Source organism: Neobittarella massiliensis (ex Bilen et al. 2018), from assembly GCF_014269355.1.
Classification (GTDB): Bacteria; Bacillota; Clostridia; order Oscillospirales; family Ruminococcaceae; genus Neobittarella; species Neobittarella massiliensis.
Genome location: NZ_JACOGI010000001.1, coordinates 530,073 through 545,023, shown reverse-complemented (window position 1 = coordinate 545,023; position 14,951 = coordinate 530,073). Strand labels below are relative to the sequence as shown.

Genomic DNA, 14,951 nt, shown 5'->3' with positions numbered 1-14,951 from the left:
GTTCGTAAAGGCTCTTTTTTACACCAACTTCTATCCCCCATCTGCGCAGAAAAGCCACCGCATACGTCTATCATGAGTCCCACTCGCAGGGCTTCTCTGAGCCCGCAAATTGTATTTTCTCCGTCTATTTCGACTGCGCAGCCCTTGACTTAGAGTGCACTCCAGGTGTTAAGATATATACAGATACAGCATTACCGATATGCTGTGAGGAGGAGAGAGCCATGAACTACCGACAACTGGGCCGCACCGGCCTACAGGTGAGCGAGATCGGCATGGGCTGTGAGGGGTTCGTCGACCATGACGGTGCGATGATTGGCCCACTGCTGGATGCCGCCGAACGGGCGGGTGTCAACTGCATCGACCTGTATACCCCCAACGCCGACATGCGTGACCGGCTGGGCATCGCCCTACAGGGGCGAAGAGAAAAATTCATCCTACAGGCGCACCTGTGCACCATCTGGAAAAATGGCCAGTACAAGCGCACGCGCCAGATCGATGAGGTGCGTGCCGGGTTCGAAGACTTATTTGCGCGGCTACAAACTGATCATGTCGAGATCGGCATGATCCACTATGTCGACTCGCTTGACGACTGGCACCAAGTAGCTCAGGGCCCGGTGATGGCCTACGCCAAAGAGCTGCAAGACGCCGGTAAGATCGGGCATATCGGCCTGAGCAGCCACAACCCCGCCGTGGCTATCGAGGCGGTGCAGAGCGGCCTTATCGAGGTGCTGATGTTCAGCATCAACCCCTGCTACGACCTGCAGCCCCCCAGCGAACACTGCGAAGATCTGTGGGCCGACGAGAGCTATGCCGGGCAGTTGACCAACATGGACCCTCTGCGCCAACAGCTGTACGAGCTCTGCGCGCGCACTGGGGTGGGCATCACGGTGATGAAGGCCTTTGGCGGCGGCGACCTGCTCGATGAGCAGCTCTCCCCCGCCGGCAAAGCGCTCACCTCCAGTCAGTGTATCCACTATGCGCTCACCCGGCCAGGGGTCGCCTCGGTACTGGTGGGGGCCCACACGGTGGAGCAGCTGCACCATAGCTTGGCCTACGAGCGAGCCAGCGCCGCCCAGCGCGACTATGCGGCTGCCCTGTCCGCCTTTCCCCAGATCAGCTGGCAGGGTCACTGTATGATGTACTGCGGCCACTGTGCCCCTTGCCCGCAGGGCATCGAGGTAGCTGCTGTCACCAAGTTCTTAAATCTGGCTCTAGCTCAAAAAACGCTGCCCGAGACCGTACGGGAGCACTACCTGGCACTCCCCCATCGCGGGGGCGACTGTATCGCCTGCGGGGCCTGTGAAAGGCGCTGCCCCTTTGGGGTGCCAGTCATCCAAAACATGAACCGAGCGGCCGATATCTTTGGCTGCTGATCGAGAGGAAGAGTTCTTATGACGATAGCAGAGGTGAGCCGCCGCTACCAGCTCTCGCCCGACACGCTGCGCTACTACGAGCGCATTGGCCTGATACCCGCTGTGGGGCGCACCAAAAGCGGTATCCGCGACTACAGCGAGAGCGACTGCAACTGGGTGGAGTTCATCAAATGTATGCGCGGGGCCGGCCTGCCCATCGAGTCGCTGGTGGAATATGTGGCGCTCTTCGTGCAGGGGGATAAGACCATCCCCGCCCGCAAGCTGCTGCTTATCGAGCAGCGGCAAAAGCTGGCCCAGCGCATCAGTGAGATGCAGGGCGTGCTGGCTCGCCTGGATACCAAGATCGAGGGGTACGACAGCCACCTGCTCCAAGCTGAGCGGGCACTGGTGAACCAGGATAACTAAGCATATAAGAAGAGCTGCCCCCTGCAGCTCTTCTTTGTCGTTGGCGGCCGTGCTATAATGGTACCGGCTCTATTTGATGGGCTGGGCTGCCCGATAAAAAGCCCATCCGTCTCTAAATCTGTATGATAAAGGAAGCGAGAACTGTGGACAAACAAAAAGCACTGGATGCGCTCGACGCCTTGGCGCCTTCGTTTTATGAGCTGAGCGATGCGATCTGGGATACCCCCGAGACCGCCTTTACCGAGACCCGCTCTGCCGCTGCACTCTGTCAGGCGCTGCAGCAAAACGGCTTTGAGGTAGAACAAAACGTAGCCGGTATCGCCACCGCCTTTTGCGCCAGCTATGGGCAGGGCAGCCCTGTGATCGGCCTGCTGGGGGAATTCGATGCGCTGTCCGGCCTCAGCCAGCAGGCCGACTACACCGAAAAAAGCCCGGTAGTCGACGGGGCACCGGGGCACGGCTGTGGCCACAATCTGTTGGGCGCCGGGGCGCTGGCGGCAGCTGTAGCGGTAAAAAACTATCTACAGCAGACTGGTCTGCCTGGCCGAGTCGTCTATTATGGCTGCCCCGGCGAAGAAGGCGGATCGGGCAAGGCATTCATGGCCCGCGACGGGGTGTTTGACGAGCTCGATTGTGCGCTCACCTGGCATCCCGGCGATATGAACGCCGTCAACACCGCCAGCAGCTTGGCCAACTATCAGATCTGCTACCGCTTTTACGGGGTCAGCGCCCATGCCGCTGCCTGCCCGCACAAGGGGCGCAGCGCGCTCGATGGAGTGGAGCTCCTCAATATCGGGGTGCAATTTTTGCGTGAGCACATCATCCCCGATGCACGGGTCCACTATGCCATCACCAATACAGGCGGCTTTTCTCCCAATGTAGTGCAGCCGTTTGCCGAGGTATTGTACCTCATTCGTGCGCCCAAGACTACCCAGGTACAGCAGATCTACGAATGGGTAGAAGATATCGCCAAAGGTGCTGCTCTGATGAGCGGGACCAGAGTAGAGCGCCAGTTCATCAAGGCCTGCTCAAACCTGGTGCCCAACAGCGCGCTGGCAGCACTGCTACAGCAAAATATGGAAGACCAGCCGCTCCCCACTTATAGCGAGCGGGAGCGGCAGTATGCCGCCGCCATGCAGGCCACCTTTGAAAACGGCGGCTCCAGCCTTGCGGAGTCGGCAGCTATGTTTGGCCCACAGGCTATTGCCGTGGCCAAGCAGCACGCAGGCCAGCCGCTGGGCGATTTTATCAGTCCACTCACCGGAGCCGAGCCGGTCATGCCCGGCTCGACCGACGTGGGTGATGTGAGCTGGGTGTGCCCTACTGCCCAGATATCGGTCTGCACCATGGCCGCCGGTACTCCGGGCCACTCCTGGCAGCTGGTCAGTCAGGGTAAGAGCAGTCTGGCCCATAAAGGCATGCTCTACGCAGCCAAAGTCCTGGCCGGCTCCGCCATCGACCTGCTGCACCGCCCCGAAGTGGTGGCCGCCGCCAAAAAGGAGCTGGCCGAACGGCTGGAAGGCGGTCACTACATCCCGCCTATCCCACAAGGGGTGACCCCCACGGCTATCGATCCCGGCGCCAAGTTGGGGTAATGGGGCGCTCGTTCCATTACTGCCAGAGGTATATTCTAAGGCGATCTTTTGAGGGCAACACACCGTGTTGTCCTCTCACTTTTCCACCCGCTTTTCACAATTTGTTCGCAAAATCGTGGTATACTGGCCAGCATAAAGAACCGAGAGGATGTGTACTTCCATGCGCGTATATACCTGTGACGAAATGCGGCAGATCGAGCAGCGTGCCGATGCCGGCGGGCTCAGCTATCGGCAGATGATGGAGAATGCCGGCTGGCGGGCCACGGCGATCTTGCTGCACTGGTGGCGCCAGTCCCACCCGGCGCAGCCGGTGATGCGGGTGGCCATATTCTGTGGCAAAGGCGGAAACGGCGGCGACGGACTGGTGATGGCCCGCCATCTGTCGGCGGCTGGTATGGCCGTGGTAGTCGTACTGTGTCAGGGCCAGCCGGTACCGGCTCACAGCGCTGCCAACCTGCAGCTGCTGCGCGGTCGGTCGATCCCCATATACCAGCTGGGGGAAGCCGCCGTCGATCAGCTGGCGGCTGAGGCCGACGTGCTCATCGACGCGGTGTACGGAACCGGCTTTCACGGCGAGATGGATGATCGGGGCCGGCAGGCCGCCGCGCTGATGAACAGCGCCCCCGGCACCGTGTGGGCTGTCGACGTACCCAGCGGAGTCGCTGGCGACAGCGGCCACATCGACCCCGGTGCCGTGCAGGCCAACTTTACAGTGGCACTGCACAGCTACAAGCCAGCCCATCTGGTCTACCCCGCCGCCGGGCACAGCGGCCAGTTGGTTTTGGCTGATATCGGTATCCCCGCCAGCTGCGACCCCGTACAGCCCGCCTTTCACGTCACCGATGCTCAGCAGGTGTTCACCGCGCTGCCGCCGCGCCAGCAAGATACCCACAAAGGTGATTTTGGCAAGCTGCTGGCAGTGGTATCCAGCGGCGACATGCCCGGCGCCGGGCAGATCTGCACAGCCGGTGCGCTGCGGGTTGGTACCGGCCTGGTACGGGTCGCCATACCCCGGCCACTGGTGGCACAGTATGCCCCCCACCTGCCCGAGGCGGTCTACCTGCCACTGCCACAAAGTGAAGATGGGTCCGCCGCGCCGGGGGCTGCTCCAGTGCTGGAAAAAGCTCTAGCCGACAGCACTGCCTGCGTCGTTGGCTGCGGTATGGGTACCGGTCAGGGACCAGCCCAACTGCTGCAGTACCTGTTGCAGCACGCCGCCTGTCCCCTACTGCTGGATGCCGATGCGTTGGGCATACTCTCACAGTCTCCAGATTGGCTAAACGGGGTCAAAGCGCCGCTGGTGCTCACCCCCCACCCCGGAGAGATGGCCCGCTTGCTTGGTATCTCCACCGGGCAGCTGGTGGCCAACAAGTTGCAGTACGGCCGCCAGTTCATAGAGAAGTACCCGGTCACTTTGGTGCTCAAAGGGGCTCATACGCTGGTATTCTCCCCCGGCTGTCCGGTGGTTATCAACCCCACCGGCAACCCAGGCATGTCCAAAGCCGGCAGTGGCGACCTGCTCTCGGGTATCATTGGCGGTCTGTTGGCTCAAGGGCTTTCGCCTTATCTGGCGGCGGTGTGTGGCGTTTGGCTGCACGGAGCCGCCGGCGACCGCTGTGCAGCCCGCCTATCGCAGACGGCCATGTTGCCCACCGATATGCAAAAAGATCTCTCTGATCTGTTTTTAGCCCACCACCGCTGACCGATACGCATATCACCGTGCTAAATAAGGGCGGGGGTTACACTTATTGTATGTTTATGTTGTCCTCGGTCTTTATTATCTGCATTTCTGTAAGGGCAGTAATATACTGCGGCAGTGTTAGTGGCCAGTAATCTTCTTTGCTTATCTCGGGCATCAAACCAAGTAATAGCCGGGCGTCAGCGCACACGATACACCGCTTGATCCATCTCTTCTTTTAAATACAGATCACATCACCAAAGAAAATTAAAGAGAAGGAAACGATCTGCTATAAAGCAGATCGTTTCCTTCTCTTATCATGTCTCAAAATTTCACTTATCTACAGGAAAGGTAGCGGGTATATCCTCTTACCTTACAGACAGCATCTATCTTATCTGAACTTTTCGACACTATCTTAATTATACGATACATCACTTTCCCATCTAAAAGCAACTATAATTACTCACCTTGTCCAAAAGCCCAACCAATTACCGGATAAAAATAACTCAGACGAACGATCTCACAAGAAAAGGTCTCCTGATCGGATGAAATCGGGCAAATTATAGGGTACTCAGACATATCATCAGTACTGATCCCCCCCAGTTTTGTAACGCTCTTATCCTCTGACACGTTGGGGATGTTGCACTCAAATTCCCACACTTTTAAATAATCTGATACTTGGGGAATATCGAGCAGCAACCATATATCATTGCTCGTCTGCTTGATCATGCCGACTAATGGCGCCCGAAGCTCAGGGGAAAACTCTACTTTTTGATCCTCAAACAGTACGGGTATTTCTTTTTCTGTAGGAACCGGAAACTCCAATTTTACTGCTGAGGTCGGATAATAGGAGAACGTAAGCCCTTGGTAGAGCAAGTCATTTATTTTGGGGGTCCGCTCAAACATGCTGAGACTCTCCCGCTTCTTTTCACGGCGGTATAATACCAGTGTCTCCTCAGGGGATATCTCAATAGGCAGTTCCAGTACACTCTGTAAACTATTGTCTTCGCCACCCATCTGTACCAGATCGATCCCCGGACTGTGCAGTTTCTGTGGGTTACTGCTCACACAGCGAACAAGTATCTCATCTCTTTCTGGCGTCAGCGGATAAAACTGAGTCGTTACCTGGCCGTCTGGCAGCTGCCACACTTTTTGAGATGGCTGCTGTGTGTCCAAGCGAAACAGGGGCAGTGTCTTTTCACCCATTCCCTCAATGTCAACAGTAATCTCCTGGGCGTCAGTAGGTATATCTCCCTGTAGGGCAACCGTGTAGTAGGTATAAAATGCACCGTTTTGCCCCCCATAAAACACTTTGTAGGAGGTGCTGTCACCTAAATATGTAGTCGCACCGATCTTAGCTACGGCACTTACCTTGCTCGCATTTGCAGCTAGCTGCATAGAGGCATACTCGATATCTTTAAAATTTTTAAAAAATGGATTTTGGTATTCTTGGCGCAGGATAATATAGCCCTTCCCAGCATGGGATACCACTACAGAATTTATTCTCAAGATACCGGCCTTGGTGGTATATTCGGGAGTCTCTCTCACACTCTTGACCCCAGCATATGCGGCAGTGGCTAAAAGGAATGCCAAGACAAGCACCGCAGCGGTACATTGGATCACCACTCTGCGCGGGGAGTGGGGCCTTTTCAGTAGTTTCATAGAGGACCCTCCAATATTGTGGGAATTTTACATAGTAGGGGGCTTACTTGTGCTTGCTATAATACGCAGGCATCTGCCAAATAATGTCTGAATACCGGGTGAGACCATTTTCACTCTGGTCGTTGGGATTATCTACAACAGTGGGGTAGTCTTTATAATTGACAGCGATTTGAATGGTCCCCTCACTCTCTTCCCCAGGTTTCGTAAGACGGAGAGAATCACTTTCTATTGAAACAGTAGAAAAAGCATCAAAACCTACGATATCATCGCTGATAACGCTGGCCAAAGATACCGCGCTGGGGAACGAAGCGCTTTCAAGTTCTTTATCTTCTTTTTCATAATGTTTGCGCACCTGCATAAAATAGTCGGAATACTTGCTTTTGGGTTTTAGCCACAGGTCTAATTCGCTCTCGTGTTCCTGGCCATTGTAGGTAAAACGGAGTCGATTGGCGAGCTTATCACCGATACAGCGCAGGGGAATACCGCTGTTTGCAACCGTAAGAAATGCATCGGGGTCAGAGAGAAGGTCGACCTCGCCATTCTCAATTATCGCTACTACATCATTTCCCTCTTGCAGTGCCTTATCCAAATTGCTCACTCCGGCATTGGTAGTGACGCCTGCCACCATCTGGGCAAAATCCGGGTAGGTATTGACTGCCATAGCCACATTCGTCAGCGGCCCCATACAGATGATTTGCAGTTTGCCGTCCGACTCTTTTGCCACTTCGTACATTACTTCCCATGCCGGTTTATCGGAAAGCTTCTTTTTCCCCGTTGGCAGCACAACTCCACCCAGGCCATATTTGCCGTCAGCAATACCCGTAGCTTTAAAGAGCTTTACCAGCGGCTCGGTTTTACCCATAGAAATAGGGCAGTCAAAACCATAAAGCTCTGCCATCCCCAGCAGATTTTTACCCGCCTGCTCTGCGGAGACAGCGCCGTAGGTAGCTGTGAGCGCTTTTAATTGTAACTTGTCACTGGTATTAACGATACCCATTGCATAAAAATCAGATATATTGCCATCACTGTCGATAATAATAGGCGTATTCTCTGTTAATGTCGTCCGCACGGGATCCTCCCCTAAATCGGAGTCGTCACAGCCACAAAATGCAGCAAGTATAAATAGCATACAGAGAGCTAAGGCGGTAAAGCGTTTCATATAAAGCCTCCTACTCTTGTGCCCTATAATAGATGGGCATAAACATAAACATCTCGTCATACTGATCGAGGTCGGAGATGCTTGTGGCGATTTGGATAGTACTGCTGTCCCGATCCTGCATAGGCATCTGCATGATCTCTAAGGTGCTCTCCCTGCACACGGCGCTCTTCAATGGGGAATATGTGAGTAAGGTCGGATCAATGACGCTCAATATCGCCATCACACTGGGAAAAGCGGCGATATCTTGAAATTTTCCCGAAGCCTTAAAGTGCTCGCGCACAGCAAGGAAGTACTCGCTATAGGTGCTTTCAGGAGCAAGCCACACATCCAATGTGTTTTCTGCTCCCTTTTCAGGGGAATAGCCTAAAAAATAACCGGGAGATACATACGTGCCGATCAAAGTAACAGGAATACCACTCGTAGTGAGCGTTTCCAGTGCCCCTGTGTCGTTGAGCAGATCGCTCTGTTCAGGCATGACCGGGCCGGTGAGTCTGGTTCCATCAGACGCCAGATCCTCTACACTGCCGCCCCCGGCAGTGGTGGTGACACCCGCAACATAGTCTTTAAAATCCGGATACTCTGTAATTGCCCGTGCCACATTGGTCAAGGGGCCCATACAGATAATCTGTAACTTACCCCCCTCCTCCTTGGCAGTTTCATACATCACCTGCCACGCTGGACGGCTGTCAAACTGTTTTTTAGGGGTAGGTAATATCACGTCTCCCAGCCCATTCTTCCCATCCGTTTGACTGTTGTAGATCACAAACGAAGACGTGGGATAGCGCGCCCCCAACGCGACCGGACAGGAAAAGCCATAGAGTTCTGCTGATGAGAGGAGATTGATGCCTGCCTGCTCCAGCGATACTGCCCCATAGCTGCAGGTGATAGCGCGCAGGTCTAGCTTATCACAGGTATTTACATACGCCAGCGCATAGAAGTCCGAGATATTGCCGTCGCTATCGATCAGAATAGGCGTACGCTGTGTCAGAGCAGTGGAGATATGGGCTTGTTTTCCTGCAGCACCACAGCCAGAAAACAGCAGTGCAGCACACACACATAGTGCAAGTAATCGTTTCACAAGCTATTCTCTCCCCTCTACCAAATTGCCCGGAGGAAAATGAGCTTACACCGCCGTAACGGTCCCAACGTACCGGACATAACATTTAAAATATTCTGCACCTTAGACAGACACTTTTTCATCTGTTCAGCGTCTATGACCTTATCGCCGAATCCGACTTTCACGGCAGTGGAAAAGACATTGGCAAAATCCTGCTCGATCTCGGGATGTTTAGCCGGTATTTTCTCTGAAAATGCCTGGCGATAACTCTCATATGAGGCGCTCTTCTCAACAGAAACGTCAAAAAATGCCAGCACCTTTTTTAAATATCGGTATAGGTTGATCGTATTGCGCCGAATGTCATCTGTGTAAAAACGCCGTTTTTCTCTCTGTAGACACACATACCGCCGCAGTACCAAAAACATGAGCGCCGCGCAGATGACAATAGTGATTGTAAAAAACAGGATCTTTTTCACCGTTAAAAAGCTGATATTAAATACCCGTGACTTGAGGGTACTATATTTTGCTTCCGCTAGGCCGATGCTGGGTGCTATTCCGCCAGAGGTGACATTGCCGCTCTCGCTTGGAGGTACAAAATCATTCTCTTTTTCTGGCAGTTTTTCGCCCTGATACAAAGCCGGGTCAAACTCTGTTTGTTGTGAAAAGCCCGGAGTGACCTCCACTGGCACCCAGCCAAATCCATCTAAGTAGATCTCTACCCAGGCATGCATATTTTTTCCGGTCAGCCAATACGTGTAGCCAACCGCGCTCTGCTGTTCGCCATTCCCCAAATTGGTGATCGTGGTAACAAAATCGGGATCGCCTTTTTTTATATCCTCTTCTGGATCGATGCGGTATCCTTCCACATAACGGGCTGGGATACCCGCAGAGCGGAACATGATTGCAGCTGCAGAGGCAAAATGCGAAGAGTGCCCCTGCTTACCGGTGTACAAGAAGTGCTCTATAAAGTCCTCTCCTTTGGCCGGGGCAGGATTCCCGTTCAGGGAGAACGTGGCGGTGGCAGCCAGATCTGCTTTTACCTGTTCCACAAAGCCTGATAAGCTTCCTGAATCGATCCTAGCTTGCGGTGTATACTGTGCTTTGAGCTGGTCAAATTTATTCTCTGGCAAACGAGTGTAGTAATCGTGTACAAAGCTGCGGTAGGTCTGTTCGTCCTGCAACAGCAGTGCCGCTTCGGAAGACTCTTTTGCCGCTGTCTCCAAGTAAGAGAGCATATCTGTATCCAACAGCGACTGCGTGGCAAAATACGAAAATTCGTAATTCCCGGCAAATCGATCTAAACGGGGGAACATCGTACTGTCACCGTATATCTCAGTGGGCACGTCTGTAAAGATCTCCTGCCCGGTCGTGTCATCCTTACCAACAGAAATTGCCGTGGCATCAGGATATTTTGCCTGGTAAGGGATGTATGTAAAGCGCTTATGCGCATATGCTAAAGCGTCGTAAAGCAGTATGTCTGTTTGGGTTTCGTATGCTATATCAAGATTCGGATTTTTAATTACAGAGGCATTAAGTGCAATATAATCGGCAGGGATATTTTGTACATGACGACTTCTCTCACTAAAACTTTGGCTCTGAATCGTCTCACGGTCTTTATCAATACTCTCCCAGCGATCCCCCTCATAACTAGCTCCCACAAATCCTTTCAAATAAAGCGTCTGCCCCAGATCTGCAGACTGCACTTTTAAATCTTTGGAGGGAATAGCAAAGATCTGTACAAAATTGGGGGTCATGCTGACCTGGCCATTATAAAGCTCTAGCCATCTATCTATGTGCCTTTTCTTTATAAAGATATTACTCAGTTCTTTTCGCACAGCGACGACCGGCTTACTCTGGTAGACGGCGGGAGAAAATACGGCCACTCCTATTGCGGCAGAGATCAAAAATGTCGCCAGTAAAAAAAGGCTGCAGGTTATTCCAAACCCAAAGCGTACCTCACGCCGTGCATAATTGCTGACAAATACATTCTGAAATGTACCTCTGCTTTTTTGTTCGGAGAAATATGTAGTAAAATCATTCTTTCGGCGGCTTTTCCAAGTAGAGACCTGCAAAAAAGCGATCACAACATAGCAGATCAATAACAAAATAAAGGAGAAATAGTTCGGCACTAACTCGTAGGCTAATCCGGTAAAAATAGTTGCACCAGTCGGCAGTAAAAAAACAGCAATATTGGGAGAGCAGATCACTGCATAAGCCGTACAGAAAACACATATTCCCAAAACAAGGATTAGACAGGTGTGTATATTTTCTACCGTGTCGTACTGTGCCGGGACCCGCAGCGGGGGGATAAAGTATCTGGTGATGAGATTTATTCGATCTATCACATCATTGATAATCGCTTTGGCGCCCCACAGGATAGATTCATTTCCAAACCAGGCGAGAAATCCCACCGCCAAAGCACCTATGCCCAGGGAGATCCACCCTATTTTCTTACTGTGCCGAATGGGAGGAATACTGTAAAATATAGCCCCAGAAACTACTAAAATGCCCAACCACCAAGGGGAGACATTCCAATCTGGAAAATCATAGAGTGTGAAAAATGTCACTAAAAAGCTGGCGGAACTCAAAATGTACAATCCCAGCGCGATACTTAGCCGCTGTTTCGGCAAATCTTTATCGCTATGTGTTTTCATATCAGATAGAAAGACAAAATCATCATTTGCGATGACAGAACTATCACCTGTTTTTCTCCGCCAGCGAGAGAGGGCTGCTTTTAGTTTTTTCATCTTCGCCCCTCCTGTTATAGAACCATCTCATTAAAAGCGGTAATTGGGTTTTTGCAGTCTACAAGTTGAACGGAGGCGCTGGACCAGTCAATATCCACCTTCTCAACCTCACTAAAATCGTCTACCCAAAAAACTGTGAGTTTACTGCTTTTTTGTGGAGATAGCAAATTGAGCCGCTGTTTGGGCAGTTGCGGTCCCAAGTAAAACACTTTGCTGCATTCTGCAAACAGCACATCATACTGGGCACTATAGGTCTCCATTGCGTACAGATTACCGGCATACACATCGGTGCGTAAAACACGTTCTATAGCAACGTACAGATCATCCATGGTAAAAATGGGTTGCCGCTGCATCTGTGTTGCCGTGTCATCATACCAAAATACTGTGTGCTCCACCCCTTCTTGCAAAAATAGCATGGACAAAATGCACAGGGACTCAATAATACCATCGATGTTTGCTTTGTTTTGTCCCATGGGTGAATAGAGCTCCAAAATAAGATAGGTATCGCTGCGGATGGGCATGCCCGGTTCTTTTACGACGAAATCGTCCCCTTTAGCCGTCAGTTTCCAGTGAACGCGGTTGAGCCTGTCACCCGGCTGGTAGGGGCGCAACTTCAATATCTCCGACGGGTCATTACCCATACGAGTTTTAGAAAACAGATCACTGTCATCCGCCTCAAAAAAATACCGTTCTCCCAGCTGTGCACTGCTGTCTAAAATGCGCGGCAACACTGCAATTTCACCATTATCATTTTCTATGGGAATCTTCACTTTAAATAGCCGCAAGAAGTCGTATGCCAGTGCCTCCTTTACCACTAACTTGTGGTAGCCCACATGCTGGGGCTGTACGGCAATCGAAACTGACTGCCGATTTTTCGCATAGCCCAGTAGATATACATAGTGGTCGGTAAGTTGAGGGTATAACTCGTTTTTTAACTGATAACAAATCCCCACCTGTGCTGCGGGAATGCGGGATTTGTTTTCTACGGTAAATACCAGCGACAGTGTCTCTTGTTTATGTAGTGTATCAGGGGAAAAGGAGAATTGCAGCTTCATTTTTTTAGCCACAAGCCGAAGTTGCAGATAGAGAAAAAGAGGAAATATAAGGCAACTGACAAAGATCAAAAAGGAGAGGTAATCCCAATAAACACTGGCGAATGCCAGCGCGCAAAAGCATAAGAACCCATATAGTATACGGCTCCTCCGCATATTCCTCACCTCAGCTTTCTACATGTTCTCCCATCAGCAATTCTTCCGATATCTGGGGTACCTCAACCTGAGATAAGATGTCTTTGGCTATCTGAGCCGCGGTGACACCCCCTACTTTGGCCTTGGTGCTCAATAGCAGGCGATGGACCGCCACGTCACCAAAACAATTCTGCACATCGTCAGGGATGGCAAAATCGCGCCCGCTCAGATATGCTCTCGCCTTGGTCATACGGATAAGTGCCATCGATCCACGGGGACTCAGTCCTAAGGAGACCATATCAAATTCCCTCGACTTGGTCGACAGAGCCGACACATAATCATAAATCGCATCGTGTACAAAAATTTCCGCTGCCTCTTTGCGCATATTTAAAATGTCTTCCTTAGACAAGATCGAGTTGATCTTGTCTAAGGGATTATCGACTCGTCTCTGCTTCATGATCACAGATAGTTCTTCCGGGGTAGGATAACCCATAGATAGGCAGATCATAAAGCGGTCCAATTGGCTCTCAGGCAGCTGCTGCGTGCCAATAGAGCCTATGGGGTTCTGTGTAGCGATGACGATAAAGGGCTGTGGCACCTGACGGGTCTCCCCCTCCACAGTAAAACGTCCCTCCTCCATGACCTCCAGCAGGGCTGACTGGGTCTTGGCGCTGGTACGGTTGATCTCATCAGCCAAAAACAGATTACAGAGGATGGCGCCGGTATTGTATTCAAACTCACCGCTCTTTTTGTTGTACATCATAAATCCGGTGATATCCGATGGAGTGACGTCGGGCGTGAATTGTAACCGCTTATAATCCAGTGACAGAGCTTTGGAGAAAGAGAGAGCCAACGTAGTCTTGCCCACACCGGGGATATCGTCTAGCAGCACATGTCCGCCGGCAGTCAGAGCCATCAAGATTTTCCCAGCCACCTCTTCTTTCCCCACCACCGCCTTTTTAATTTCATATAGCACTCGATCCATGATCTCTTTTCCATTCGACATAATTCTACCCACCTATCACAACTTGTTTTATTACTATGATCATATATACATAATGCACTTATCATATTTGTATGTAAATAGAATTTTGTATTTTTTTCGTTTTACTTAAAAATCAAAGCCAGACCTTAGCTAAGTTGCCGGTAGTAAAAATGGCAGTCTATAAGAAGATCAACAAAAAGCAGCCGTTGTAAATCAATTTACAACGGCTGCTTTTTGTTATTTTCTTTTGATCAGTACCATTTTTCCTTATATATTTGTATATTTTAAAATACAATCAAGCACATTGTACCACCACACTATTTCTCTCCCGTTTCCTTATTGCCCCAGAATCCAACTTTACCAACATCAAAATGCCGGCTCCATGGACCTAAGTGATCCCCTACAGTCAAACCACAGTCTTCTCGCCACCTACCGCTATTCATGCCAAATTGACTGCGCCGGCAGCTCCGCGATCGCCCCGTTCTCAGCCCTGTAATCCACAGTCAAAACACCCACATCTTACTCTATCTACCAGCGCCCCGCTATCTCTCCCCTGTCCGCCAGCTGCGCGATCTCTTCCGCCGCCTGTCTGGCCGTGCGGTCGGTGGTATCCAGCAGCGGCACCGGCAGTTTGGCAAAAGACGCCAGCCGCTGCCTGCTGCGATCGATGACATCTGCGGTGCGCAGACCGCGCGCCACATCGCTCTGCAACCGGTACACCAGCTGCTCTTCACTGCATACCAGTGCCACCTGGCACAGTTCCCAACCGAGTAAGTCCAGCCGGTCCAGCAGCTGCCGCCATATCTGCTCCTCGTGCAGCACCCAGCAAAACACCACGTTCATAAACTGACCGCAGCGCAAAAAATTCTGCAGCAGTGTAGTGATATTTTGCAGCACCAGCGCCTTGGTCTGCTCGTTTACCACAAACGGGTCCATATCCCAACACCAATCTCCGTCTAAAAACACACAGTTTGGCAGCAGCCGTTTCAGCTCCTGGCACGTAGTGGTCTTGCCTACCCCCATAGGGCCGCCGACCATAAACAGCGTAGGCACAGCGCACCTTCCCTTCTCAGCATATAAAAAGAGCGCCCGGCCGGGCGCTC

The 14,951-nt window shown here is 51.8% G+C and carries 11 protein-coding genes; 4 read left to right on the top strand and 7 right to left on the bottom strand.

The window, feature by feature from the left end; all coding sequences use genetic code 11:
- The first annotated feature begins 221 nt into the window (after positions 1-221).
- The 4 genes from H8K20_RS02530 to H8K20_RS02515 all read left to right on the top strand — a co-directional run bounded on the left by H8K20_RS02530 (position 222) and on the right by H8K20_RS02515 (position 5,075).
- Positions 222-1,373 carry an aldo/keto reductase gene (locus tag H8K20_RS02530; RefSeq protein ID WP_186487383.1) on the top strand — a complete coding sequence of 384 codons (1,152 nt, stop codon included), beginning with the start codon at positions 222-224 and terminating at the stop codon, positions 1,371-1,373.
- An 18-nt stretch (positions 1,374-1,391) separates the two neighbouring features.
- Positions 1,392-1,778 carry a MerR family transcriptional regulator gene (locus H8K20_RS02525; RefSeq protein ID WP_105203594.1) on the top strand — a complete coding sequence of 129 codons (387 nt, stop codon included), beginning with the start codon at positions 1,392-1,394 and terminating at the stop codon, positions 1,776-1,778.
- 143 nt (positions 1,779-1,921) lie between these two features.
- The gene (locus H8K20_RS02520; protein ID WP_341480802.1) at positions 1,922-3,373 is read left to right on the top strand and encodes a M20 family metallopeptidase; all 1,452 of its coding nucleotides are present in this window, start codon (positions 1,922-1,924) and stop codon (positions 3,371-3,373) included.
- Between the two features lie 160 nt (positions 3,374-3,533).
- Entirely contained in the window at positions 3,534-5,075 is a 1,542-nt protein-coding gene (locus H8K20_RS02515; RefSeq protein ID WP_186487381.1) for an NAD(P)H-hydrate dehydratase, read from the top strand.
- A gap of 435 nt (positions 5,076-5,510) precedes the next feature.
- On the opposite strand, the gene H8K20_RS02510 is transcribed toward H8K20_RS02515, so the two are convergent.
- From H8K20_RS02510 to H8K20_RS02480, 7 genes are all read right to left on the bottom strand, one after another.
- Complete coding sequence (locus H8K20_RS02510; RefSeq protein WP_186487380.1) at positions 5,511-6,713, bottom strand: hypothetical protein; 1,203 nt, start codon at positions 6,711-6,713, stop codon at positions 5,511-5,513.
- Between the two features lie 43 nt (positions 6,714-6,756).
- Entirely contained in the window at positions 6,757-7,872 is a 1,116-nt protein-coding gene (locus H8K20_RS02505) for a nucleoside hydrolase (RefSeq protein WP_186487379.1), read from the bottom strand.
- Positions 7,873-7,882: 10 nt separating this feature from the next.
- Positions 7,883-8,950 (bottom strand): nucleoside hydrolase, encoded by a 1,068-nt coding sequence (locus H8K20_RS02500; protein ID WP_186487378.1) that lies wholly within the window; start codon positions 8,948-8,950, stop codon positions 7,883-7,885.
- A gap of 17 nt (positions 8,951-8,967) precedes the next feature.
- Complete coding sequence (locus H8K20_RS02495; RefSeq protein ID WP_186487377.1) at positions 8,968-11,676, bottom strand: transglutaminase domain-containing protein; 2,709 nt, start codon at positions 11,674-11,676, stop codon at positions 8,968-8,970.
- 14 nt (positions 11,677-11,690) lie between these two features.
- Positions 11,691-12,731 carry a DUF58 domain-containing protein gene (locus H8K20_RS02490; RefSeq protein WP_186487376.1) on the bottom strand — a complete coding sequence of 347 codons (1,041 nt, stop codon included), beginning with the start codon at positions 12,729-12,731 and terminating at the stop codon, positions 11,691-11,693.
- A 163-nt stretch (positions 12,732-12,894) separates the two neighbouring features.
- A complete protein-coding gene (locus tag H8K20_RS02485) occupies positions 12,895-13,869 on the bottom strand; it encodes an AAA family ATPase (RefSeq protein WP_186487375.1) in 975 nt (324 codons plus the stop codon).
- Between the two features lie 507 nt (positions 13,870-14,376).
- Positions 14,377-14,901: an AAA family ATPase gene (locus tag H8K20_RS02480; protein WP_186487374.1), complete on the bottom strand. Its 525-nt coding sequence runs from the start codon at positions 14,899-14,901 to the stop codon at positions 14,377-14,379.
- Positions 14,902-14,951 lie beyond the last annotated feature (50 nt).